Source organism: Prevotella sp. LMAG:51 (assembly GCF_008680225.1).
GTDB lineage: Bacteria > Bacteroidota > Bacteroidia > Bacteroidales > Bacteroidaceae > Prevotella > Prevotella pectinovora.
In genome coordinates, this window is the sequence record NZ_NALQ01000004.1 from 1 (window position 1) to 25,474 (window position 25,474).

Genomic DNA, 25,474 nt, shown 5'->3' on the forward strand with positions numbered 1-25,474 from the left:
GTAGTTGATTTGATAGGCTTTGGTTGCACTATAAGCAGGAGCCATTGGCTCACCTCGTAGCCATCCTATTGATGTGATTGCTACGAGGTGACCAAAACCTTGCTGTTCGAAGATGTGGTAAAGCGTATCAATGACAAACGTCCATCCTTTAACGTTAGTATCAATCGCAGGACATTCCAAAGCATAGTCAAGTGAAGGATTGAGGTCACCCGTACCAGAGCATACGATGGCGAGGTCAATGTGTTTCAGCTTTGCACAAAGTGTGTGGATAGCCTGCTCGATTTCTTCTTGTTTAGTGATGTCAGCCGTAGAAGTGAAAGTGTTGTCGGGGTGTTGCTTGTACTGTTCATCCAGCAAATTTGCACGTCGACCAACAATGCCGATGCAGTTACCATCAACAGCGTACTTTTCAAAAAGTGCCCTTCCTATGCCTGAAGTTGCTCCAATGATAATGATATTCATTGCGTTAAATTCCGATTTGACTTATTTCTCTTTTGTAAAGCGAGCTATTTCCTCGCTTGAATTAGTTTGATACCAAATCATTTCAGAACCAGTCAGTTTGTGAATATCAACTTCAAGGTAGATTTTGGATTCTCCATTGTAAGTTCTTCCTGTGAATATATTCATGTGCCCAGTTTCTCCAACCCTATAATTAAGGTCTATTGTTGTCCAACCTTCATCGGCCCATGCAGAAACTAGCTGCTCGATGCGACCAGAATACCAGTTCTCGGGATAGAAAGTATATATTACCGTCTCTCCGTCCATGAGACCACTTCGTATAGCTTTTCTCCATTTACCTTCAAGTTTGCTTGCATCAAACTTATAGTCATCATCGCTGCTGCAAGAGGCGAGGGAGAAAGCAGCAAGCATCATAAAGGCGATTCTCCAAATCTTCTTTGTTTTCATTTGTTTCGTTACTATATCTTGATTTGCATTTTAATGATAATATTTCTTGGTCGTATCTTGAAGGAATACAAAGATTCTGAGAGGGTGCCGAAGGTGGTGTAGCAATAGTCTGTCTCGTTAAGGAGATTGGTGGCGGCAAGAGAGATGTCAATGCGTTTGGAAAGGAGCCAGCGGACAGAGGCATCGAGGAAAATGATGCTGGCGGTCTGGTCGGTGGAAAAGCGCGTGTAGTAATGCTCTGCGCCGAAAGCAATATGCCATTGGTCAGTAGGCAGGAGTGTAACGGAGAGGTTCTGGCGCAGTGCACTGTGGATGGCCTTTACTGCATCGACCTTGTATTGGTTGTTAGTGTAAGTCAGTCGATAGTCAGAGGAGAGCCAGCGCGTGAATTTGCCAGAGAATTTGGGCGCAAGGGTGATGAAGGTGGAGGTGTAAGGCTGTTCCACATTCTGCCGCATCATCCTGGCGCTGGAGTGCCCAAAAGACGCATCGATGCCTACGGTGATTTTGGCTGACCAAAGACCTTTGCTGATGCCGCCATTGAGTTGGGTAATGGAGAAATTGTTCCCACAAGTGACAAAAGCAGTAAGAACATGATCGCTGGTGAACAGTTGGTTTTGCATCAGGGGCTGATAGTCCTGTTCATATTTGATAGAAAGATTGCCAAAGAGCGAGGTGATGGGGTTTCGATAACGCAGTCTGACGGAAGCCGAACGTTGCTGCATGCTTTCTGCGGATGGTGTCTGAAAGGTTAGGTTTCGGAAGTCAGACATAATGACGGTTTGCGTATAACTGCTTGGCGCGACTGGCTGGAGACTGTAATTGAGATAAGCAGAGAGCTCGGTCTTGGCCGTGAGTTGGTGGCGAACATAGACCATTGGCGAAATGGACATAAAGTGTTTTTCCGTAGAGGTATCGGCCAGTAGGTCTGCCACATGATAATAATAGTAGCTAATGGGCAGTGAGAACGTAAGCCACCAGCGATGGTGCTGATAACGGGCTTCGGGCGAGGCGTAAGTTTTGAGGACGGTGAAGTTTCGATGGCCATCTAAAGGATAGTCGGGCAGCATGAGACCACTGAGTCTGCTCTGGAAATGGTGCAGATTGAGGTCGATGCCGCCACGGGCGTAGAACGACCAACGACGGAGTAGCCAGCCATAACGGGCTTCAGTAACAGAGCGGAAGTCGTCAGTAGTGAGGTCTTGCAGAATGTTATCGGCAGTAAGCGAATGGGGTCGATGGGCATAGCGGTTGTGCGACGAGATGGTCAGTAGGTGGCTGTCGATTCGGCGAACCAGTTGTAAATCGTTGGTGATGTCAAAGGATGGGAGGTCGGACTGTTGCTGTAGTGTTTGCGTACCGCTGACGGCAGACGTAGCATGATTCCACAGGGCATCCACGCTCAGATTGTCTTTCAGATAGTTATTGTGCCGATTCAGTTGCAGTGACCATTCGCCGTTTAGCAGGTGTTCGTGGCTACGCATAGTGTTCTGCTCTAAGAACGAGGGTATATTCTTGTCGAAATAACGAGTAGTGCAGGAATTGGTGAAGTCCAAACGGTCAGCTTGATAGGTAGCATTCAGCTTGACATCAAGACCATCGGCTACATGACGGGAATTGCTCGACTGTGCCAGAAATGAAAGATTGTCACGGGTGCGCAGTTCGTCAAGCGGCGCAGAGGTGGTGCCGATGGCGATATAGTCAGGCCACGGATTGTCATTATAGCCACTGCCCGGGAGTGTGTTGTCAGTATGCCGCTGACTCTGACTGTTGGGATTCCATCCCGTATCGTTCAGTCGCAACGTTTCCATGTTCTGCCATTTCCTGGCAATGCGCATGGCAAACACGGATGCATCGTAGAGCAGAGGTTTAGCACCCATGCCGCCATTCAGGATGCCAATCCAGCGGGCGCGGGCGGCTTCTTTCAGTTTGATGTTCAGTCCGGCTTGCTGTGAGAACTCCAGTCCTTCAAGCACCTTCACGGGCTGGTGGTTCTCCATAATCTCTACGCTGGCTACGTCGTCAGGAGAAATGTTATTGGTGGCCACGCCGTAGCGGTCGTTCACAAAGTCAGAACCGTCGATATAGAACTTGTTGATAGGCTCGCCGTTGTACTTGATAGCTCCGTCCTCTGCCACCTCCACGCCTGGCAAGCGACGTAGCACGTCGGCTATGTTGCGGTCTTGTTTTTGCGCCCACTTGCTCATGGAATAGACCAGTGTGTCGCTTCTTTGGATAATGTCGGGAGCCTTGATGATAACGTCTTTCAGTTGTGTGGCCTCCGGCTTCATCTTGATGTGCATAGGGCTTTCAGAAACATCTACGACGATACTACGATAGCCCATAGACTGCACACGGATTTGTCGTGCCTCACCCTTTAAGGAGAAACGCCCATCATTGGTGGTAAAAGTGTAGCTTTTCCCATCGACGGCCTGCACGATGGCACCAGCCACAGGCTCGCCACTTTCCTCGTCGGTCACAGAGCCAACAAGTGCCTTCACCTGTCCGTAGCAGAGGGGCAGGTGAAGGTACACGTACAACAATAGGATGGCGAGTCGTTTCATAAGATATTACTTCCAGTCGCGTTCGATGTAGTCGTATTGCAAGGTTCGTGGTTGAGTGATGTCAGTGCGAGGCTGGCCGTCGGCACCCTTCACTTGCACGTTGACACCATTTACGTTCATCATATATGCGAAGGGATCGGTGTCAAACCTTAACTTGGTGGCATAGAATTTTGGGCGAGTAGTTTTGTTGAACGGCACTTCGGGTATGGTGATGGCTCGGTCGGCCTTGGAGTTTATGCCCACACAGGTAAACTCATACTGATGCCCCTCGTCATAGACTTGCATGATGAACCCCGGCAGGCCACCAAACTTCCACGGTCCATCGGCAACGGGAACTGAGTCAGTATAAAATGCCGTCCACCGTCGACCACGGAAGTCACACACGGCACTCTTGCATTCATAGCCCAATATCTCACACGTCTCGTCGGTCAGCGTCCATTCCTGCGTGGGAATGTCCTCTTCGTATAAGAACCAGTCCGTGGAAACCTTGTCGATGACGGTGAAGCGCCCCTGCGGATAGTTCTTGAAGATGCTAAACGTCTCGCCGCCTATGTAACTGTCTGGGTTAGCCCGGATTTGTTCAGCTGTTGAGACGCGAATAAGTGAATCAATCTGCATGGCTCGGAAACTCGTGAACTTCGACATACCATAAGTCACTTGCAGTGTCATTCGGTCAGTCTCTGTCTGACTCACATCGGTTGTGTCAGTCAAGTACTTGTAGTCATACATAAACTCCATCACTGCCTTGCCGATTTCTTTCTGCTCAACGGGTGTAGCAGTGTTAATTCCTGAGGCTTTGCCTGCCTTGATTACATACACTTCCTTCCTGTGCTCTACTTCTTGTGCCATCATTGTGCTGACAAGGGCAAAGGCGAGGGCGATAAATAATACTCTTTTCTTCATTTTATTTACGTTTTGATGTGAAATCGGGTGCAAAGATAGGGCTATTATACCCCGTAAAAGAAAATAATTATTACTGAATTATTACTGTTTGGCATTTTTCGGATTCTTTCGGGCGCGGGTTCATAATAAATATGTACTTTTGCAGCATGGAAAGTAGATTTAAGCTCATATATGGCCTGACCATCTGTGCTATCGTAGCCTACAGCATCGTGCAGGGCTACTGGCTTTACAGCCGTTACCAATTGTCGCTTGAAGAATACAAAAGTGAACTGTACAGTATGATTATTGCCTGTGCTGAAGAAGAATTAGCAATCAGGAAATCATTGCCACATTCTCCAAGGTTCTACGCTAACCGTTTTAGGAAAACATACGAAATAAAGGGGGACGATGCTGTTGAGACATGGAGGTATGAAGTCTTTGCACTTGATACGCTACATTATATTCCCAAAGAATCAGATGCCAATGCATATCTATTGGATTATATAGCCAACCTCCATGATAGCGTTCCTACGGAACTGCCCAAAGGCTTGGAATACTTTGTTTTTACTTGTGACAGCAAGGACAACAAAGAAATGGGAACAAGCCAATTGATTGAAGCACTCAACCGATTCACCGTTGACCATCAACATCCATTCCAAAAGGAAAGGCTCGACAGCATCCTGAAGTCACGAGATATAGCTGCTCAAAGCATTATAACCACGAAAGCCGACACGATGATCTGGCAACCGTCCATGCAAACAAAGGGTTCCATTTGGCAACCCGTAATGCAAGTGTCTTATCCTTACGACATCTTCGAGGGACAAGAGGTAGTGGTGACAACAGCCATCAGTATTTCACCCGTCATCCGCAAGATGGCTTATACGTTGCTGATAACCATATTACTCTCGTTCTTCCTTATCTTCTGTCTGGTTTATCAGATACTGACCATCCGCAAGCAACGGCACATCGAGGCCATTAGGCAGGAATTCCTACACACGATGATTCATGAACTGAAACGGCCTATTTCGACACTGAAGATGTGTGTGTCGTTCATGGGCAATGAAAGGATGATGCAGGACGCAGAGAGCAAGCAACGCATACTATCCAGTTCGCATCATGAACTGGATAACCTGACTTCGTATTTCTCGAAACTGAGGGATATCACACTGAGCGACACGACTGAAATACCATTAGTGAAGTCCGACTTCTCTCTGCGTGAGCTGATAGAGGAATGTCGGGACAAGCAGAACATTCCTGCGGGCAAGGATGTGAAGATGGAAATCGTAGGTGATAGTAATTTGAAGATAAGAGCTGACCGTATGCATCTGGCTAATATCGTCTGCAACCTGCTGGAGAATGCCGTCAAATACTCCGTAGAAGCGGTGACCATCAGGATTGACTATAGGATGTGTGAAGACGGAATGTTACAAATCACGGTGGCAGACAATGGCTTCGGTATCGTAAAAGCAGATCAGCGATATGTGTTCGACAAGTTCTACCGCAGCGAAACGGTTAAGGACAAGTCCATTCCTGGCATCGGACTTGGACTGAGTTATGTGAAGTTGCTGGTAGAAGCACATGGAGGTACGATTACGTTTGAGAGCACTGAGGGCCAGGGTACAACATTCACCATTATAATACCACAGACGGATGGAAAAGATTAGGATTCTGCTCGTTGACGATGACCGCCAGAACTCCGAGTTCCTGCGGAAGTTCTTAGAGGTGGAGGGCTACGAAGTAAGTTACGCCGAGAATGGGGGCAAAGGTTGGGAGACGTTTTCTGCCATCCGACCCGATTTGGTGTTACTCGACGTTAATATGCCAGTGATGAATGGCTTTGAGTTGGCACAGCTTATTCGCGAGCAAGACCGCGACGTGCTGATCTTCTTCCTTACCGACCGGACGGAAAAGGCCGACCGCCTAAAAGGGTTCGACCTGAAAGGTAATGACTACATACCCAAGCCGTTCTATCCCGAAGAACTCATCGCAAAGATTAAAGAACGATTCGAACACCGCCAACCCACACTTCCATCACGTATCACCATCGGCCAGACTATCTTTGACAGCAATCTCTCAACGATTGAATATGCCGGAACGGTGCAGCATCTCTCTGCCCGCCAATCGGAGATTTTTACCATCTTAGCCCAGCATATCGGCCAGACCGTAGAGCGTTCATATCTGTTGGAACATGTTTGGGGGAACGACAGTTATGCCAACTCCCTCGCCCTCAACGTTCAGATAACCTATATCCGCAAGATGCTCGACCCTGACACTTCCATCTCCATCGTTTCACTAAAGAAACGTGGGTATAGGTTGGAGGTGATAGAAGTATGAAGTCAAGAGTCAAGGGGCTTTCTTCATATCTGCTGTGATGATTATCATTAGTTTTTTGTGAAAAGTTGATAGATCAAACGGATATCTCGCCATGAAATCATCAAATGACATATTTGATTCTATGGCAACTTCTCTACTGATAGGAGGTAAACTATACAATTTGTAGAATAGCTCAAAATAGTGTTCAAAACCATATTTACAAAATAGGTTCTTGTACTTTATCAAGGTAATGAAGGACATCACAATTAATGGACGGTTCGTATTTGGTGTGTTACTTTCACCTAAATTTACCAATGACTCCTGATACCATTTGTTTGCTATTCTTGTAAAACCTCTATGAACATATTTATAGTCAGAAAGGATCAATACTGGATATATTTTCTTATCACTTTTGGTATTGTGATATTTAAATTTATCTTGTCTGATATCAGATAAATGACCAGTCAGTTGGGTTATACCAATCCTACCGTCTTTATCTTCTGAGAAATAGGTTTTGATACCATCCTCATATCGCCATCTTTTCTTATAAAGTTTATTACTATATATGTCAATGAGCGTATCGAAGTCATGTTTTTCAGTTTCATCACCTCCAATTCTTACATCTTTACACTCGAAAATTATATAGGAGTTCATACTTTCAAGCAGATAATCAGGCGGTCCCAGTTCTCCAGACTTATGTTTGTAATTCTTACGAAGAAACTCTTCTGACATCAATTTGTACATTTGGGGGGATATCGAGTTTTCAAGAAGTCTGTCAAACATTACTTTTTCAGAGAAATTATCTGTAAACAGACTTGGCACTCTTTTTTGCATGTTTTCGCTAATTGGCAACTCTTTGAATTCAAAATATAATGAATTGTAAAGACGATCAACCATGAACTCCCAACTAAATAAATAATAGTCACCATTCGGCATTTTTATCAAAGGACGCTCTCTAAATGCTTTATAATCTGTATTACCACTTCTGTCCATCGGTCCAGCAGAATAGAACTGAATATTGTCAGAGTAACTTCTTGATATTGATTCTAGGATGCCGAAGCTAATTAAAGAATCCGAATCATTTCTCAAATCTGCAGGAATCCAGCCAGCCTTATAATTTAACATAGATATTAATCCAAAAATAGAACGAATATACTCATTCCATGATTTTACACCATGTTTCCTCAAGAAAGCTTCATAGATGAGATGATACTTGGTTACACTTTCGAGATATTGAAAGAACTCAACTGCCATATACAATTGCATGATACTCCGATCTTTCCTGAAATATTCATCTTGCCCATGCATGTTGTTGTTTAATACTGAGAGAAGAAAGAGCATATTTTCAATTATCATATCTTTTTCATTGATATGGTAATCGGTTGCCTTTTCGTTCATTAGAAGAATAAGTTTAAAAAGAAATAGTTCTGCCTCTTCGTTTGATATTTCATCTGCCTTGATTTTATTAAAAGGGAATGCAAACGCATATCTTAACAGTTGAATAGGAGTTTCTGCTGTTGCCCAAAATATTTGTACGCTATGGGGATTTTTTTTGAAATATTTATTCAATAATCCCTTAACAATCTGACGGTTGTTTAAACTGGAAGTCGCAAAGAAACGATTCAACTTTTCTAATTCTGCATTACCATACAAATTATTTATTGTACCAGCAATCTTTATTGCCATTTCTCTTGGAATGTAGGCTAAAAGCTCATTGAACGTTGGTTTGTGTTCTGATCCAAATAGCACATTATATTCTAAAATCTGAACAAGATGGGAATAATGTTTGTGTTTATTTGCTTTACTTTGGGCAGAATAATGTACTTTTCTATGTGAAGAAGACCGACCACGATGTCTTCTTCTCCTTGTTTTATAGACTTTTCTAGTCACATAACGTTGGTGCCTAATTTGCTTATATTTTTTTCTCTTTCTTCTAGACATATAATCTTTCTATTGTTCTTGATTTGCAACTAATAATATATTTTGTAAATTATTGATACGCTCATCTATTCTCTCTCTATCATTACCATCAAAAATAATTCTAAATTTGTTTAATACAGATAATAGATGTTCTCCAAGTTCTAGACTAACTGCAAATCTGTCTGCATTCATCTCTCGAATTTTACCATTGTATTCATTTTTTTCTGTTTCATCATAATAATGTCCAAGTTCATGAGCAATGCAAGAGAATCGCTCTTCATCTGTCAATTTTATCTCATTACATCTTGCTTCATTATAGTATATATAATTACCGTTTATTGATACATATTCGTCTGGATTAAATATGCCAGACATAAAATCATCTGGCAATATAACACGAAAAGAGTCATTTTTATCTCTCAAGATGATAGAATTACTTTCCCTATTAATAAAGTCTTGGAACAATTGAATATTATGTGCATTAGTAAATGAAATCATGACTTAAAGATTTATTATATGTTTGTTATTTGATAATATTATTAGGATTGTCTAAGTGTATTACGGAGGGTTTGACCAATCCTGACAACTCGCTCGCATCTTCCAGCGTCTTGCCACGCTCCATCCCATGCAACTCCCCATGCTCCATGCAGTACTCCCGCAGGAACTCCAAATCGAGTCCCTCCTTATAGGTGTTGAATTGCTTATTTGGTTGGTGGGTCATAATGATATTGTTGTAAATCATCTTCATATTCTTATTGTTGGCCATTTAGTATTTCGGCCTAATCTTTACTTTCCTCTTGCTAAATCATAAAGATATTGGCCGTCATCTTCCATTTCTCCTGATTTTGTTCCATCAGGAAAATACAATGTACCATCTTTATAGTAGGGACGTGATGCTTTTATTTTTTCATTAAAGATTTCATCAATGTCATCATTTGTTGCATAATTCAACTCTACATTCGTTCCACGTTCACGTTCCATATCAAGACTAATGCAAAATCCCCAAATCAGAAGTTTTTCTCCAAGCACAGAAAGAATATACTTGTTTGAACCATTAGCATCAAGTGTATGTAATATCAAAGCTCCTGTTGAATATAGTAACTCCGTATCACCACTCACATCATAAAAAGGCTCCTTGTAATGTGGAAGTTCTTTCAAATCAACATACGGAATTCTTTCAAGCATAGAACAAAGACGGAAGAAATCTTCAATACTAATGAATTCATTTATTTTGGCAATTGTCAATCTCGCTAATATTGTCTCTTTGTTGATATTATCCAGCCTATCAACCATCCCCATAATTACATTTCCAGAGAAATCTTCTGCCTTTTCTTGGATTTCTTGGCAGAACTTATGTCTCTCTTCGGGAGTGGTGTCAATAAGTTCATACAAGTAACAAGTATATTTACGAAAGAACTCGCTCTCTTTATAGTCGGTAATTGCTTGCATCTCTGATTCTGCGGCACCTACAACGTCTCCTGTCACAAGCTTAAGAAGTGCGAAGATTTGGTCCTTTATTGGTATCTTCTTTGCATCTTTTATATCCTGTAGCGATACACTGTTTAGCGACTGCTCTACTATTTTTGATAATGATTCTGTTGTCATATTGTAGTTCCTTTCTCTTACACCATAATGTCATTCATAATTCATTTGATTTTAGAAAGTAATTCCATAAAATTGTTTTTGACTTCATTCTCAGTAATTTGCATGTTAATTTGCGCTTCCTTAATATCCACTTTGTTATTAAATGGTGCGTCTGATTCTGTAAGTATTCTACTTCGTGGGATTTCCTTGATAATTGTACGACCATTTTTTGATATCGTCATAGCCTCGTTAATAGAGAAATAATAACCTTTTGAAATGATAGAAGGTATTAAGTCAATAGGGCCAGAATACCAGTGGAAAATTACATTATTAATATTGTACTCACACAAAAGATCGAACAGCTCCTTCTCAGCCTTCCTTGAATGAACGCTAATTATTTTCTTCCTGCCTTCTAACTTTTCCAGCAACTTCCTCAACGTGGAGATTTGATCTTCTTTAGTTGATAATCCTTCTTTTGAGAAATCTAATCCAATTTCTCCAATATAGGATGTTTGGTCAAGAAGACTATCAAACAAAGGTAACTCATTTTTATTTTCTGATGCCAACAATGGGTGCAATCCCAAAGCTAATCGGATATGTTTATATCTTTTCACGTGTGGAAGCCCCATTTCAAAATGCGATGGCAGGTTGGTCATACCAATCACGATGTCACCTGCCTGTTCCTTCTGCCTAATGTAGGCTTCTGGTTGAGACATCATATCAAAATGACAATGCGTGTCAATAATCATATGCCAGCAAGACGTTTTATTTGGGCATTGCCATATTTACCGACCCATGCCTTTACTTGGTTGTAAGAATTCAATAAGAATGTGGTATATTCTTCTAATTCCTGTTTCTCATACACTCCATTAGCAATGAGTTCACCCTCTATGGTATCCCTGTTATATCGTTTCCTCAAGAAATAGAGCAAGGCTTTAAAGTCTCTGCTTTTTCTAATTTCTGGATTTGAAAGCCCGATTTCATTAACATTAAATACATTTACACCAACTGGTTCCTTCTTTCCCCAGCCCACAGCATCCAGAGCAACACGTCTGTAGATACAAGGCAGGCAGAAACCACAATGAAGAATAGGTTTACCATTCTTATCCCTCCTTCGCTTCCACGATTTTTTATGTGACCTTTTAGCACAAGAACATGAATCTTTATACAGCACCGCCAAAGCAGCCTTCTTTGCAGAGTCTTCACAACAATCCATCATCATATCTGCTTTAGACTTCAACTGATAAGGATTCTCCAACTTGTTGTTAATACCCATAAGAGCAAGTGCCTCTTGTAGTCTCTTCAAAAACACAGGATGTGTTGTTCTCGTACTGCAAGCACTTCGTCGTCCTTGGTCAAGAGGGATATTGAGTGAGATTGTCCCGTTCTCAGGGATAATCAGCGGCATCTGCGGATTAATGGCATGAGCACAATATATTCCAGCCCCAATGAATAAGATGGAGCGTGCCCTAAAAGTTCCTTCGCATACTGCCCTTTGGCTAATCCATCCTTGGTTGTTAATACCAGCATTGACTAATAGTTGCTCATACTTACCCGTATGGATCTGGTGTTTCTTGCAGTCATCCAATATTCTTACTTGGTCTGACCACTCCTTGCCAAGTTCTTTGTGTGACACCAGAAGTATCTTTTTATCTGGTTCTAACAAAGCACAGCCATCCACAAAACCAATCAATGAATCTAGCCCTCCTGAGAATAGTGAGACTCGTCCATATACCGAACGGTCAACTAAAAGCAGTTCTTGATCAATCAAATAGGGTTCAGCCTGCTTGAAGTTCAACTCCCAATCATCTCCTGTCAGGAAATTCAAAGCCGAAGTCAGCGTCTCTTTTGAATTATTCATTTCAGAAAGATGAAGCACCGGCACCGACAATCTCATCCTTCTGCACCATCCTTCTTCCGAATATAGCGCCCTGCTTATAACACGGTCTGCATTATAGACAGATAGTGAGAAAACTAGGAAATCAAACGCAATGGAACTCGTATCCTGTGCTATACTCCTTAGCTCATCAAAACCGAATTTCAGTTTTACAGAGTATTGTGTTCCTTCAAGTCCTGTGAACGAAAGAATATAATGTCCAAACTCTCTTGTCGTTGCGGCAGGCTCGTATTTAATAGTGATGTTTACTGCTTCCATATATCTAATATTTTAGCAGTGAGTGATTCAACATATCGTTTCCCCTCTTCCGAAAAAAGGTTAATGTGTTTCATTTCGTCAGACAATCGTTTGTCAAGTTTACTATGAAGCCACCTTCTTATCTGTCCGGCCACTTTGTCTGGGTCTTGGGCTTTATCAAAGATGTGGCTCTGAAACAAAGAACCTTGAAACTCGATAATGTAATTGACCTCAAAATCAATAATCCAAGCATCAATAGTATCCTTATTTGCTTGTTTTATGATTTCCTCTGCATCTGTCAAGTTTTCACACGACTTAAAAATCTCCGATAGCAGTTTTCGTTGAGCAGCATTGGCAGCTTCAGAATCAAAGTCAGCATCCGTATCAACCGACGACAATCCACACAAGAAATTGATCAGTTCTCTTGGTGATTGCGGAACCTCAACTCCAACCGTGTTGGCAAGTTCTATGGCTTGCGACAGGCCATTGTCTCGAACGTCAGAAAAGAAGCCCAGCATATTCGTTGCTGCAGAAGCTCCAGCTCTTCCAAATGAACGACGTCCTTTTGACCCACCCCCACGGCTATCGCGGGATGAGCTTCCACCTCCGCCACTGCCTCGTGTACTGGTTCCTCCGCTACTGCTGCCTGATGTTGTGGTTCCAATGTATATCCCATCACTACCAAGTGCCTGATAGAACTTCAGCATAAAGTTCTCCAGCTTGGCATCATTCTCCAAGTCATTCAACAACCCCGTCATCGCTCTTTTAGCAGAAGACCACTGCGGAGTTTTTTTCAAAGTCAATCCCTGTGATGTTCCCATTACTTCATTGCATTTTTTAGTGGCTGACTCAAATTAAGACCATCAATATATGCTTTACAAGCAGCGTCATTGCTCTTTCTCTTCAAGAAATCGCTGTACTCTGGTCCTAGTTTTCCAGTATCAACTCCCTCAAAAAGGTCTTTGACATCTAGTACTGTTTGAAATATCTTATTGTCTTTATCTACATCAACAAACCTTCGCACGACTTCACTCTCGGGGTTTGCCATCAATTCTTGGTTTAACAACATCACCAACATACAAAACTCATCTTTGGTAAACCTATTCGTCTCGTTCCAAATCTTCTCGCTCAATGCTTTATCGGTTTGGCTCATTTTGAGCCTGTCATAAACGCCCTGTACCAGAGCTGATACTTTGCTTTCAATTGGTGTTGCCACCTGTAATGCTTCTCGTGAAATCCAGAAATAGTTTCTGAGATTCTTCTGGGCTAATGATGGTTTTGTGGATAGCCATCGCTTTCCTTCCGGCGTGTTCCACAAATCTTTCCATCCGTTTTCTTTCACTTCGCCAGCCTCGGCTTGTTCCTCCACTTTCTTCATACCCTTTATGAATCCTGTGTCCTTCTGTTTGGAATACAGATCATCAATGTATTGCCTTAGTTGGCTATTATACTCCAATACCATGAGCTTGACCAACATTTCAGGGGCTATCTCCCTGAATCCTGCAACACCAGCCATTCTTCGTCTCATATCAAATGTGTTGAGGAATCGTTTAAGTTGGCGTGGATTGCCGTTCAGGAAACTGGCCATAATGGGAATAATAGAGAGATAGCCACTGGTCGTACTAAAATTCACTTCGGGGTTATCTTTTTCAATCTTGTCCAAACCATACTTGCTGTGTTTGTCTTTCTCTCGGAACTTCAGGTACTTCTTGTGTATAGTTGGGAACAAGTTTTCGTTCTCCATCTTACTGCAAAGTAGCAGCGTTACGTAGGTTTCCTGTTCTGAATATGACAGTTTGGGAAGCTTATAGGGTAGTTGAATCAGTTTCTCCAGATAATCAGAATACGGGCTTGATATTGTTGTTTGTTGTAGTGGTGTCTTGTATTGCTCGTGGATAGCATGTTCTATAATTCTTTGGTCTGCACCTATAACAAATGCCGTCTTATCAACATTCACAAACAATTTTACAGCCTCAAGACATTGAATAATACGCTTTGGCGAACATCTGTCCAGGTCGTCAACATACACAACAACTGAACGGTAGTCGCCGTCTGCAATAATTTGGGTAAAATCTTCTCTGAATCGCTTAATGAAGAGCGATGAGTTAGCCTCCTTTACCTCATCCAGTAGCAGGTCTTGGTCTTCCTTGCTTATTTCTTTCCACTCCTCTTTATTTGGCAGCAGCTCTTGTATCTCTTTGGGAATAATCTTCCGAGCTAAATTTTTGAGAACAACTACGCCCAACTTGAGGTATTTGATTTTTGAGAGGCATGCATCTGCTTTTTCAAAAACATCTCTGTGGTCTTCAATATCTTTTATTACGTCACTCAGTATGGTTTCTATCAACGTGAGTTTAGTATCTTCATAATCCTCAAACTGCCAGCTGTTGAACATGATTTGAAGCACTCTGGCATTCTTCTTCGCTGCACCCCCTACCTTGTTTGCCTCCTCAGTTTCAGTTCTCCATTTCTCAATGGATTCCTGCATTAAAAGCATAAGGGAACTCTTTCCAGACCCCCAATCGCCAAACACACCAATAGAAATTGGAAGCATTTTAGGGTCAAGAACTACGTCACGTAGCAAATCTGCATGTACCTGATAACCTAGCAGGTCATCTTTTGTCTCATTGTCTGCCCACATATCTTCTAATCTCCTTTATTTCTTTATTAACAATAATTCCGGGTGCTCCAGTTCTTCCACTAACTTGTCAACCATCGTGCAAGGCTTATGGGTTGCATAGTCGATGCCAGTGTATAATGCACGTAGCTGCTGGGCAAAGCGCTTAGCCAGATCCTCGCGGCCATACTGCTGGAGTAGGCTGTATATATCAGGGTTGCCTTTCCGATACTTAAAGGTTTCGTCACCCATTCTGTTTCTAAAAACTTCTTCGAGTTTCTCAATATAGGCAGAGCGGCTGATGCCTGTATCAAGGTATTCAAAGTGCAGGTAGTACCATAGTTCAAAGGCTTCGTTCGTCCATGCACTGTGGAAGCCCAACTTATGGGCTTTTTTGATGGCTTCGTTGAAGTCTTCGAAGTCATCCTTATCAAAAACGACCCACACGCGGTCAAAAGTCATGGCATTCTTCCGCTCCAGTTCCACTTTGATTTCCTGCGTTCTATCCACCAGAGCAACTGTTGCCCGGCCTTCGCCCTCAATCGTCACCTCGCGAACGGCTGAGATGCAATTATTGATAAGAGCCTCGAAGTAGTGCGGCTCTGTCTTCGTACCTTCACAGACTATGAGAAAACGCACTAGTTTTTCGCGAATGTTCTCCTTGCGTTTCTTGGCAGCCTTGGCTTCTTTGCGTTCCCGCCTCAGCTTTGCGATTTCTTCTTTTCTTGAATATCCCATAGCATCACTTTATTTTCCAATGAAAGGTATGGCACCATAGCGGCCCCGGATATAGTCACGCTTGATATCACGGTCATTACGAACCTTCTTCCCGTCTTCATCCTTGAACTCCACAAGCGAGTAGATGTCGGTAGACTCCACTTTGTCCTTCTCTGCAAACCAAATTTGGTCACGACGAACAATCTCCAAATCGAGTAGATTTGTGTCATGTGTAGCAAAGATAAGCTGTGCTCCATGCCTGTTTTTCTCTGGATCCATAAACAGGAGTACAATGTTTCGCGTCAGTAGTGGGTGCAGTTTTGCATCCAGTTCATCCACAATCAGCGTCTTGCCCTCGTTCAAAGTATCAAAAATAGGCCCAGAAATCTCTATCACTTTCTTTGTTCCCTCTGACTCCATCTGGTTCTTGTGAAAATTACGCTCACCTATCACAAGTCCATTCTCATCATAGACATTATGAGTAGTTATCGGTTCGACGAAACTACCCGTGGCTATGTCTTTTTCCAATTGTGACCTTATCGACTTGGGAGCACTATCCAATGCCTCCTTAGGAATATCTACTTTCTTAACGGAGAAACGAGTAAAGCCCAGTTGCAGAGTCTTGAAGAACTCTTGAGCCTGATCTGCTCCGTTCAAATGTTCCAAAAACATTCTGAGCGTAAAGGCTTCGTAGCCTTCGCTGTCTATTCCAGATAGCACATTGCATTCACCGAACCACCCCATTATCGAGTTGGACTTCTCACCCTTCAGTTGGGCAACAAGTGACAGGAAGAGACGATTCGAGTTGGTTAAATCCTCCTTTCCCTGACCTTCTGGGAATCTTTTCGCTGACACTTCAATGATGTCTCGTGAGCGCATGAATAGTTCGTATTCTTTCTCGCCAAACCGTTTCTCATACAACCACTCAGATATGATGTCAGTTTTGTCGTATTCGTAACCGTAGCGATAAAGCACCCCACCTTTTATAAACTGTATCTCAAACAAAGTAGGTTGTGAGTCAGAGTTTTCATCCAATGCAAAAGGATCGTAAGGTAGCGCATCACCCTCATTCAAACGCACAGAACGTCTGACCATGCTTCGCATAGTAGATATGGCCTGAATGAAATTACTCTTGCCACCAGAATTCGCACCATAAAAAATTGCCAGCGGAAGTAAACTATACTTACCTTCGCTGATTACAGACTCTTTGTGCTCTTTTATTGAACTCGCCTCCATACTAAAGGTACGTTCCCTTTTGAAAGAGCGATAATTCTTAACTGTGAAATTAACTAGCATATCTCAATATTTTTGTGCAAAGATACAATTATTTTTCGATACAGGTTGTAAAATATGAGAAAAAATCTCAAAATTCAAGCGTATTTAACAAAATTACATATTTAAAATGGTCAAAAATGCGAAAAAATACACGTTTTTGTGTTTTGATTGACTATTCCTAAAATTAGTTGACAGAATTGGATGCGATTAACTAATTAGGTTTACTACTTTTATTCAGTTCTCTGTTTTACTTTACAAGTTCTGTTAGTTGAACTGATTTGTTTTACAAGATTTCATCAGTAAACTGATTTGCTTTACTACCTTCTCGCATTCCAATTGCAAAGTTAATGATTATTCCTTTGATTAGTGCAAGAAATAAAAATATTTCGTAATTTTGCTGTCAGAAGCCGAAGAGGAAGCGAGCTCTGCTGAGGAGCAACTCGCCAGCAATAGGTTTCTGCATCACACTGAAATAGTGGTATGGGCGTTGTCTTTCGGGGCAGCGCCCATTATTTTAGGAGATGCTGTATGGCTAAGAAAAACCTATCAGCTGCCTGTGGCAGCAGGTCTGTTCCATGGATTGCACCAACACCTTTTTTGTTCTCCAACTTCTGTATGTACCGTTTCGGGAGTCTTGTATCCAATGCTCATATGCGGACGTTCTGTATTATAGAAACGTATGATACGAGTCAGTTCTTCCTTACAATTCTCTATTGACGGTATGCTCATCTTGTAGAGCCATTCTGTTTTGATGATGCCATTGGCGCGTTCTGCAATGGCATTTTCGAGAGGATCACCGCTTTGGGTCATGCTTATCATTATATTTGTGCCTTTAGCTCCTTAACGTATGCAGCACTACAGTACTGGCTTCCTCTATCAGAATGATGGATGAGACGGGATGCTGTTTCATCGTCAATTGTTGCCAGTGCCATACGCAGTGCCTCCAATGGGTATATGGTTTCCAAGGTCGGTCCTACTGCCCATCCCACAATCTTATGAGAATAGGCATCCGTGATAAGCGACAAGTAACACACACCCTCAGTTGTTTCTATGTACGTTATGTCACTGACCCATATTTCGTTAGGTCGCATGGGAACCACATCCTTTATCAAGTTGTCATACTTGTGGTAATGATGACTGGAGTCAGTTGTCTTGTAGTGACGACGTCTTTTCAACTGCACCATCAATCCATTGGCACGGAGCAATTCTATGAACGCATCTCGTCCAGGCATACGATCAGTGGATTCAAACAAGCGTTTGACGATGAGGTATAGTTTGGCACAACCAAGTCCAGGGTTAGCCTTACGGTATTCTCTGGCCTTCTCCACTATCATGGTTTCTAAGGCATTATCGACAAAGTCATTGTCTGGATCTTCACGGTTGTAGAACGACTGTCTGCTATAACCAAACAGCCTGCAAAGGGTATTCATCGATGCTGGTGAAGACTCTTCGCGGAGCAGACTTACTGTTTGGTGCCAGATTTTTTTCTTATTGGAATATTGAATCGTTCTTCTGCAAGGTTAATCATTGTGTCGTAGGCATGGGCACGTAGTTTCTCTAGTTCTGCCTCTTTTCTTGCTTTCTTGAGCTCTGCTTTCAATTCTCTGATCTGCTCGTCTTTACTTTTGTTTGCCATAGTGTCATCGTTGTTCTCCTGCAAAGATACTAAACGATTTTCAGAAAGATAACGACCTACCCAAGAAAACAGCACCTGAATGTTGGAAATATGATGTTTCTCAACTAATTCCTCAGGCGTATTCTCGCCTTTAAGGAAATCAAGTGCAGCAAGTACTCGATCTTCTTCATCATGAATGTAGCGAGTGGATTCTACCCATACCCATTCATACTGACCTGTCGCTTCATTTAGGACACGATCTCTTTCACGTTTTACTTTTGTTCTCATACACTTTTGTTTTAGGCATCCAAAAGTGTCAAGTTTTTTTAGGGTAAGTCAGGGGACCCATCTTCTGTTCCGAGAAAACCTTATCGAGCACAAGTGTGTGAATGGTATGGCAGAAACTAATCAGTATGTTGCCACGTCACATCTCAAGAATGAGATACTTGCAGATTTCAGTCCTCTCGACCATTCCGATAAACATGTACCGCAGATGGATGGAGTCAAGTCTTATAAAGATATCACCGCCAAGGCTCTCTTTTATAATAAGGAAGAAGGAGAACAGGTTGAACGTCTTCGCGGCATACTTTCACAGGAACAGTTGCCAATCATACAAGAACGCCTTAAGAGCAAAGGCATGAGAACTGGTGTGTGTGTGCTCCTTCACGGTCAGCCTGGCACAGGCAAGACAGCCACCGTTTATGAATTAGCGCGTCAGACCAGACGTGACATCATACAGGTTCAGGTGACTGACTTCAAGGACAAGCATGTTGGTGAGAGTGAGGCTAAGCTGAAGAAGATATTCTCAGATTACCGTCAATGCTGCAAAAACAGCGAAGTAACACCAATCCTTCTGCTTAACGAGGGCGATGCCATACTTGGAAAGCGCATAGAGAATGTGGAACATGGCACAGAACAAATGATGAATGCTCTTCAGAACATTCTGCTTGAAGAGATGGAGACAATACAAGGCATCATGATTGTGACTACGAACCTCATCACTAACCTCGACAAAGCTTTTGAGCGTCGTTTCATCTTCAAGGTGAAGTTTGAGAAACCTGGCACGGAAGTTAAGGCTCATATCTGGCAATCTATGTTGGAAAACCTTGATGTGAAGGAAGCGATGTCGCTGGCACATGAGTTTGATGTAACAGGTGGCGAGATTGAAAACATAGCCCGTAAGGCTACAATGGAATACATCCTTACAGGTAAGGAAAGCGACATTGACACCATACGCAAGTTCACCAAGCAGGAAAAACTTGAGTCAAACCGTAGGCCCATAGTGGGATTCTCAACAAATAATAGCTAATAAACATGGATGAAAGTAAAAGACAGTATATATTATCCAACCCACCACTTAATGAAAACAAGACAATTCACGATATAGTTTATGAGGTACTCAAACAAACAGATTAACAACAACATTCGCAGAGTTCTGGAAGATGGCAAGAACAATGATGACGCTCTTGATCTTTTCCTCATGATGAATATGATGAACGATCTTGGGACAGAGCGCTCCTTTGTTAAGAAAGGACCTTCACCATCAGACATTCACATGAACCTTATCGGTAACAAAGTCATAGACAAGGATGACTTCAAACTCAAGATGGCAAGTGGGACAAAATTCTTAACCCAGAGACTTATTGTCAAGCTATCGCCCAACTGTACACTCTTTGCAGAGAGCAATCGCTCTTCCTTGCAAGTCACCATTAACGAGAAGAACTTGACTACCGTGTATCTCAAGTCATACAATGCAGAAGACATAGCATTGTGGATGATACGCCAGAAACTAAATATAGACAGGTATATGGAAGGTTGGAATGACGTCCTGAACAAAGCATGCAAGAAAGCCAAAGGCAACCGTATGGCACTCCTCGCTATTAGAGCCATATTCACGGATGCAATGGAGGACTATACCGACATCAAGTATGAAATCATTGAGCAGAAACGCAGGGCACGAATAAGGGTGACTCTACCTAAAGGCCGTCTCGGAGTATTTCTTGATGCATGGTGGGGCTCCTACAAGGAGAAACTACCGCCTCAAATAGAAAGTCTGAAGATTCTTATCGAAGCACACAGAAAAAATATCCTTACAAATTTCTGTTCGCCCAAATCCAAACAACTAACAAGAACCTGTTGGCGGAATTAATTTAGTGCATACTTAATTCTGCCAATGGGCTTGTCGTTAATGAAGTTTACGTATTGCAGAATGGTAAGTGCACTAATTTTGCCAATGATTCTGGCAAACAAACCATTCGTTATTTTCGCGTAGTTCCTGATGACCAGGAACTGGTCTGTAAGTTGAGAGAATATTGTCTCAATCCTCTTTCTTGCCTTTGCAAACGGAATGAATGTTGGTTTCCAGTCCTTTTGGTTGAGCCGATACGGACACTCCAGTCTTATGTGTGCGGTTTCGAACAAGTCAAGCTGTACGTCAGCTCCAATATACCCTTTGTCACCATAGATGCTACAGTCGTGATAAGTATGTTTTACATCCTTCATATAATGGAGATCAGCTACACTTGCCTTTGACAGATCATAGGAATGGATAACTCCACTTAACCCACAGAGAGCGTGTAACTTATAACCAAAATAATACGTATTCTGCGAAGCACAGAAGCCGAAGTCGGGAGCTTGCGAGAAATTGCCGGTACGCCCCATCTTGCAACGTTTTCCTCTTGCAACCCTACAAACCTCTATCGGCTTGGAGTCAACAAAGAACTGTTCCTCTCCGCCATCCATTTCCATGGCAATCCTCTTGCGCAGTTCCTCACACAGGCCTGACGTTTTCTTCCTGCGGTCATTGAACTGTCTCCTTGATATGAGATTGGGAATGCTGTCCTTGTACTCTTGCAATTTATAGTCGAACAACCACTTCTCACTATCAATGCTCTCGGTCTCTGCCGTCAGGGATAGCGCCACCACTTCCAAATCCGAAAACTTGGGAACAGGACCACGACGTGGAACATTACCCGATTCATTGACGAGATTTTCAGAGAATTGCTTGCATATCTCAAGTATTTTGACGAATTTTGTATAAAGGTTGTACATACGATGGTTCGAACTTAATGTTTTGGTCACTACTAAGTTACTAAAAATCAGCGATATGTACAACTTTTTACTCATATTTATCAACTTAAATTAATTCCGCCAACGGGTAACAAGAATATAAAACGAATAAAAACAACATATTATGGCAGTAACAATTAGCACAAACGAGCTCAAGGAGACATTGGATCTCACCCCTTCGACGCAGAACATCATGCTCGTAGGCAAGCATGGCATTGGCAAGTCTGAAATCCTCACCAGCTATTTTCAGAGTCAGGGAATGAAGGTGGTTGCACTCTTCCTAGGTCAGATGAGTGACCCGGGCGACATCATCGGCCTTCCCTCCAAGGTAGAAGCGAAAGACGCAAATGGAAATGTGACAGCGCAGACCGACTTCACTCCTCCGTATTGGTTTCCTATTGACGGCAAGCCAATCGTTCTCTTTCTTGATGAGCTGAACCGTGCCCGTCCTGAAATTCTTCAGACGGTGATGGACTTGACGCTGAACCGTAAACTGGCAGGCAAAGTTCTTCCAGAGGGAAGCCGTGTCATTGCCGCAGTCAACGATGGCGATGAGTACCAGCTTACCGACCTTGACCCTGCGCTCGTGAGCCGTTTCAATATCTATGAGTTTCGTCCAACTGTAGAGGAATGGCTAAACTGGGCTGTGGGTGCAGGTCTTGACGATCGTGTCATCAACTTCATTCAGGACAATCCAACGTGGCTCGATGGTGACAGCGGTGACAAGAAACGAGACTATCAGGGACTTGACAAGAGTGCTGACCGTCGGGCGTGGAAGAAGGTATCTGACCTCATGAAGAAGGTAGATACAATCAAAGATATTCACAAGCGCGTTATAGCAGGCATTGTAGGCGCGGGAGCCGCCGCAGCCTTCATCCGTAGTGCTCAGCAACGTAATGTCATTACTGGTAAGGACTTGCTGCTGAAGTACGACAAAACCATGAAGACTGTGGAGAAATATCAGTTACATGAGTTTGCCATCCTCAACGAGTCTGTATTCCGTTTCCTTCAGAATGCTAAACTTGACGAGCGTGAGAAGACGCTTGCAGCCAAGAACCTAGGTCAGTATATCGACTTCCTCCGTGTGAACAAGAAGAAGGAGGCACTTGCCAACTTCACGAGCATCTTTGAGAAAGGCACCTATGAGCAGGCAATAGTCTTTATGGTTGTCAATGCCACCGAGGTTTATGATATGCTCAATGAGTTTGTCGAAAAACTCTGATTCCCTCCTTTTCATTAAACCCATTTCAAACAATCCATCGAATGGTAGAACGAATATCCAAGATAACTGAACGCTGGTTTCTCAGCGAAGAGGCACTTTTCTCTGTTTTCTGCACCCATCGTGTTGCAGAAAACAGTGGAATGGAATGCCATGTGCGTGTGGGTAAAGGTGTCATTGAGGTGAATCCCGACTTGTGTGCAGACATTACAGACAAGGAACTTGAGGAACGTCTGCGCATTGAAGTCATCCGTATTTTGCTTAAACACCCTTATGACCGTCAGCCTGATGGCTGTTGCATCACAGCGAGAGCATTAGGAAGCAATTGTGTCATTGGTGATTCCTACCGCCTTCAGAAGATAGAAATAGATAAACCGTCAGACTTCAAATTGCCCTCAAACGGACACTATGAGTTCTATGCCCGCTGCATACAGAAGATTCTTCAGAAATTAGGCGGGCAAGGACAAAAAGAGGATGACTCCGAAGAAAACTCTCAACCACAAGGCGAATGCAATGATGGAGGGTTTGGTAAAGAATATACTGACATGGCCAAGAACTGGCAACAAGATGAGTTGATGGCAGCACAAGTCAACGAAGTCATCCGCGATGTCAAGTCCTGGGGCTCTTTGCCTGGTGGACTTGTCGAAGAGATTGTTGCAAGCACCAAGGCTCGTGTTGACTATCGCAAGATTCTGGCAGGTTTCCGTGCAAGCATACTTTCGCAAAAGCGCAAGCTTACCCGTATGCGTCCCAACCGCCGTTCTGGTTTCGATGCTATGGGAAGCCGCTATGACTTCACCACAAGCATGATTATCGGTGTTGACTGCAGCGGGAGTATCTCGAAGGCAGACCTTCAGAATTTTTACTCCACCATCAACCGATTCTTCCAATATGGCATACAGCAGATTGATGTGGTGCAGTTTGATACAGAACTTGGCGAGGTGCAGACTCTTGTCAAAGCTTCTGAGAATATCAAGGTGACAGGCCGTGGTGGTACTTGGTTCCAACCGTTTATCGATTTTGTTGCGCAGCATTCAGAGTACGACGGAGCACTTATCTACACCGATGGTTATGCACCGCAGCCCACAATCCCTGCAACCATGCACACCCCTCTATGCTGGGTGCTTCGCTCCGAGCAGGAACTTAAGGAGCATGAGCAATGGATGAAACAAAGTGGAAGAGTTTGTGTAATCGAAAATATAAGCTGACGAAACACACATGAACTCAGTTATCCATAGGGAATACTCCTGTTCTTGATACCGAGTACTGAGTCAATTGTTTCCATCGCTAATCACAAATAAGATTTACTGCTCGTAAAGAAAACATAAAAGCCGTTGAAAACCTACAAATAATCACTATATGATTAAGGAATTTTCTGATAATGTCCAGCGTCTGTTCAATGACATTGTTACCGACAAAACGAAAGAACACTCACATACTGCCAAGGAACTGCTCGCTGTCCTTCGTTGCAAGGTTACGCAACCGATAAAGATCATGGAAGAGGTTTCGTGTGTGTGCCTAATATATTATAACGTGTCGGTAATACTGCCTGATAATCTTTCGGAGATGAACATAGCCTACAACAGTGAATATCAGATGACATTCAACAAAATATCCTCTTGCGACCTTCATCAGTTATCTGAGTTTATTCTTGCTCTGGAGCGTGACATCCCGAAGTGGAAACACATATGGGTGGCTGATGACAAACTCAAGAAGGAACAGGCAAAGATTGGCGAACGTGTGAAGTCCGCTATGCTTCAGTTCCGCTCAGACTGGATGTCGGTATGGGCGAAAGACGATGAGAAGATGATTGAGAAGTTCCGCATCAAGTATTACAACCTCAAGGCTTGCAAGATGGTTCTGGAAAACGACAATCCTTTCTGGGAGAACAAGACGACTGAGGTAGAGATACTTGACGAATGCCGGACGCTGCATATCGACCCTCCAATGGAACTGTGGTACACCGAGTTCAGTGACTTTGTTGACGAATGCAAACAGATACGCGATGAGCGTGACCGCCAAAGAGAGGAAGCAAAGCGCAAAGAGGAAAAGATGCGTCATCTTATCCGTATCAAGCAACTGAAGTTTGAAGCCATCATCAAGTCGGTTGAATTTCATCAGGATTTCGAGGTAGAAGTAGAATCGCATCTTCATCAAAGACATATCAGTTTCTTCATCAACAGACAGGCTGTGCCATCCATGAATGGATACTTTCTGATGCGGTTCAAAATCAGCGGTGCAAGTACCGTTTGTAGAGTGTATTTCAATGATGTAGACAGATGCGCACCCGCAATCATCAACACCATTAACCGTATCAACGATATGATACCGGAACTGCGTAACACACTTGTCGATGATGGACAGCAGTACTTTCTGACGGGTGACAATTATTCCATGGGACAACTCCTCAATGACGATAATTCCGGCGAGCCATTCTCCGTAGTGCAGTATTCATACAAGAAAAAACGTGTAATATGTTGCCCGCTACTTCCATCCAATCGTGTCGTCATGAGAATCAACGCTGCCATCCGTGAACTCTATTGCACCACATTCAATTCCGAAAAGAGAGCAGATGATGTAGATTACCCTGTAAATAAGCTCATAATCTGACAAGAGTCATTGTTATACGTATGTCACAATCGCCTTTCTCCCTATAATT

The 25,474-nt window shown here is 42.9% G+C and carries 25 protein-coding genes; 7 read left to right on the forward strand and 18 right to left on the reverse strand.

Going from position 1 to position 25,474, the window contains the following annotated elements; genetic code table 11:
- From CCC32_RS01255 to CCC32_RS01270, 4 genes are all read right to left on the reverse strand, one after another.
- Window positions 1–462 (reverse strand): SDR family NAD(P)-dependent oxidoreductase (locus CCC32_RS01255; RefSeq protein ID WP_287071683.1); only part of this gene is annotated, 462 nt, incomplete at its 3' end.
- Window positions 463–483: 21 nt separating this feature from the next.
- The gene (locus tag CCC32_RS01260; RefSeq protein WP_287071685.1) at window positions 484–906 is read right to left on the reverse strand and encodes a hypothetical protein; all 423 of its coding nucleotides are present in this window, start codon (window positions 904–906) and stop codon (window positions 484–486) included.
- 11 nt (window positions 907–917) lie between these two features.
- On the reverse strand, window positions 918–3,470 hold the full coding sequence (locus tag CCC32_RS01265; RefSeq protein WP_287071686.1) for a carboxypeptidase-like regulatory domain-containing protein: 2,553 nt from the start codon (window positions 3,468–3,470) through the stop codon (window positions 918–920).
- Window positions 3,471–3,476: 6 nt separating this feature from the next.
- Window positions 3,477–4,373, reverse strand: a complete 897-nt coding sequence (locus CCC32_RS01270) for a GLPGLI family protein (RefSeq protein ID WP_287071688.1) — start codon at window positions 4,371–4,373, stop codon at window positions 3,477–3,479.
- 146 nt (window positions 4,374–4,519) lie between these two features.
- On the opposite strand from CCC32_RS01270, the gene CCC32_RS01275 reads away from it, so the two are divergent.
- Window positions 4,520–6,016 (forward strand): sensor histidine kinase, encoded by a 1,497-nt coding sequence (locus CCC32_RS01275; RefSeq protein WP_287071690.1) that lies wholly within the window; start codon window positions 4,520–4,522, stop codon window positions 6,014–6,016.
- Complete coding sequence (locus tag CCC32_RS01280) at window positions 6,003–6,686, forward strand: response regulator transcription factor (RefSeq protein ID WP_287071692.1); 684 nt, start codon at window positions 6,003–6,005, stop codon at window positions 6,684–6,686. The genes CCC32_RS01275 and CCC32_RS01280 overlap by 14 nt, the downstream gene beginning before the upstream one ends.
- 9 nt (window positions 6,687–6,695) lie before the next feature.
- Here CCC32_RS01280 and CCC32_RS01285 read toward each other — a convergent pair whose 3' ends face one another.
- The 13 genes from CCC32_RS01285 to CCC32_RS01345 form a co-directional block, all read right to left on the reverse strand.
- Window positions 6,696–8,606, reverse strand: a complete 1,911-nt coding sequence (locus CCC32_RS01285; RefSeq protein ID WP_287071694.1) for a hypothetical protein — start codon at window positions 8,604–8,606, stop codon at window positions 6,696–6,698.
- 9 nt (window positions 8,607–8,615) lie between these two features.
- On the reverse strand, window positions 8,616–9,083 hold the full coding sequence (locus CCC32_RS01290) for a hypothetical protein (protein ID WP_287071698.1): 468 nt from the start codon (window positions 9,081–9,083) through the stop codon (window positions 8,616–8,618).
- 25 nt (window positions 9,084–9,108) lie between these two features.
- Window positions 9,109–9,333, reverse strand: a complete 225-nt coding sequence (locus tag CCC32_RS01295; protein ID WP_287071700.1) for a hypothetical protein — start codon at window positions 9,331–9,333, stop codon at window positions 9,109–9,111.
- 38 nt (window positions 9,334–9,371) lie between these two features.
- Entirely contained in the window at window positions 9,372–10,190 is an 819-nt protein-coding gene (locus tag CCC32_RS01300; protein ID WP_287071701.1) for a hypothetical protein, read from the reverse strand.
- Window positions 10,191–10,231: 41 nt separating this feature from the next.
- Entirely contained in the window at window positions 10,232–10,918 is a 687-nt protein-coding gene (locus CCC32_RS01305; protein WP_287071702.1) for a TatD family hydrolase, read from the reverse strand.
- On the reverse strand, window positions 10,915–12,324 hold the full coding sequence (gene qatC / locus CCC32_RS01310; protein WP_287071703.1) for a Qat anti-phage system QueC-like protein QatC: 1,410 nt from the start codon (window positions 12,322–12,324) through the stop codon (window positions 10,915–10,917). The genes CCC32_RS01305 and qatC overlap by 4 nt, the downstream gene beginning before the upstream one ends.
- Complete coding sequence (locus tag CCC32_RS01315; RefSeq protein ID WP_287071704.1) at window positions 12,312–13,124, reverse strand: hypothetical protein; 813 nt, start codon at window positions 13,122–13,124, stop codon at window positions 12,312–12,314. Before CCC32_RS01315 ends, qatC begins: the two co-directional genes overlap by 13 nt.
- On the reverse strand, window positions 13,124–14,944 hold the full coding sequence (locus CCC32_RS01320) for a KAP family P-loop NTPase fold protein (RefSeq protein WP_287071706.1): 1,821 nt from the start codon (window positions 14,942–14,944) through the stop codon (window positions 13,124–13,126). The genes CCC32_RS01315 and CCC32_RS01320 overlap by 1 nt, the downstream gene beginning before the upstream one ends.
- Before the next feature lie 15 nt (window positions 14,945–14,959).
- Window positions 14,960–15,658, reverse strand: coding sequence for an RloB family protein (locus CCC32_RS01325; RefSeq protein WP_287071709.1), 699 nt, complete (start codon window positions 15,656–15,658; stop codon window positions 14,960–14,962).
- A gap of 9 nt (window positions 15,659–15,667) precedes the next feature.
- The gene (locus CCC32_RS01330; RefSeq protein ID WP_287071711.1) at window positions 15,668–16,933 is read right to left on the reverse strand and encodes an AAA family ATPase; all 1,266 of its coding nucleotides are present in this window, start codon (window positions 16,931–16,933) and stop codon (window positions 15,668–15,670) included.
- Between the two features lie 525 nt (window positions 16,934–17,458).
- Window positions 17,459–17,731, reverse strand: a complete 273-nt coding sequence (locus tag CCC32_RS01335; RefSeq protein ID WP_052484684.1) for an integrase core domain-containing protein — start codon at window positions 17,729–17,731, stop codon at window positions 17,459–17,461.
- Complete coding sequence (locus CCC32_RS01340; protein ID WP_287071714.1) at window positions 17,731–18,342, reverse strand: DDE-type integrase/transposase/recombinase; 612 nt, start codon at window positions 18,340–18,342, stop codon at window positions 17,731–17,733. Before CCC32_RS01340 ends, CCC32_RS01335 begins: the two co-directional genes overlap by 1 nt.
- Before the next feature lie 32 nt (window positions 18,343–18,374).
- The gene (locus CCC32_RS01345; protein ID WP_052484576.1) at window positions 18,375–18,815 is read right to left on the reverse strand and encodes a hypothetical protein; all 441 of its coding nucleotides are present in this window, start codon (window positions 18,813–18,815) and stop codon (window positions 18,375–18,377) included.
- A 106-nt stretch (window positions 18,816–18,921) separates the two neighbouring features.
- Here CCC32_RS01345 and CCC32_RS01350 point away from each other — a divergent pair, with 106 nt between their 5' ends.
- Together CCC32_RS01350 and CCC32_RS01355 are read left to right on the forward strand one after the other, a co-directional pair.
- Entirely contained in the window at window positions 18,922–19,836 is a 915-nt protein-coding gene (locus tag CCC32_RS01350; protein ID WP_287071718.1) for an ATP-binding protein, read from the forward strand.
- Window positions 19,837–19,917: 81 nt separating this feature from the next.
- Window positions 19,918–20,676: a hypothetical protein gene (locus tag CCC32_RS01355; RefSeq protein WP_287071720.1), complete on the forward strand. Its 759-nt coding sequence runs from the start codon at window positions 19,918–19,920 to the stop codon at window positions 20,674–20,676.
- Here CCC32_RS01355 and CCC32_RS01360 read toward each other — a convergent pair.
- Window positions 20,673–21,653 carry an IS982-like element IS1187 family transposase gene (locus tag CCC32_RS01360; protein ID WP_287071389.1) on the reverse strand — a complete coding sequence of 327 codons (981 nt, stop codon included), beginning with the start codon at window positions 21,651–21,653 and terminating at the stop codon, window positions 20,673–20,675. The genes CCC32_RS01355 and CCC32_RS01360 overlap by 4 nt on opposite strands.
- Before the next feature lie 67 nt (window positions 21,654–21,720).
- Here CCC32_RS01360 and CCC32_RS01365 point away from each other — a divergent pair, with 67 nt between their 5' ends.
- The 3 genes from CCC32_RS01365 to CCC32_RS01375 all read left to right on the forward strand — a co-directional run bounded on the left by CCC32_RS01365 (window position 21,721) and on the right by CCC32_RS01375 (window position 25,425).
- Window positions 21,721–22,818 (forward strand): AAA family ATPase, encoded by a 1,098-nt coding sequence (locus CCC32_RS01365; RefSeq protein WP_287071723.1) that lies wholly within the window; start codon window positions 21,721–21,723, stop codon window positions 22,816–22,818.
- Window positions 22,819–22,859: 41 nt separating this feature from the next.
- On the forward strand, window positions 22,860–24,023 hold the full coding sequence (locus CCC32_RS01370; protein WP_287071725.1) for a VWA-like domain-containing protein: 1,164 nt from the start codon (window positions 22,860–22,862) through the stop codon (window positions 24,021–24,023).
- A 151-nt stretch (window positions 24,024–24,174) separates the two neighbouring features.
- Window positions 24,175–25,425 (forward strand): hypothetical protein, encoded by a 1,251-nt coding sequence (locus tag CCC32_RS01375; protein ID WP_287071727.1) that lies wholly within the window; start codon window positions 24,175–24,177, stop codon window positions 25,423–25,425.
- Window positions 25,426–25,474 lie beyond the last annotated feature (49 nt).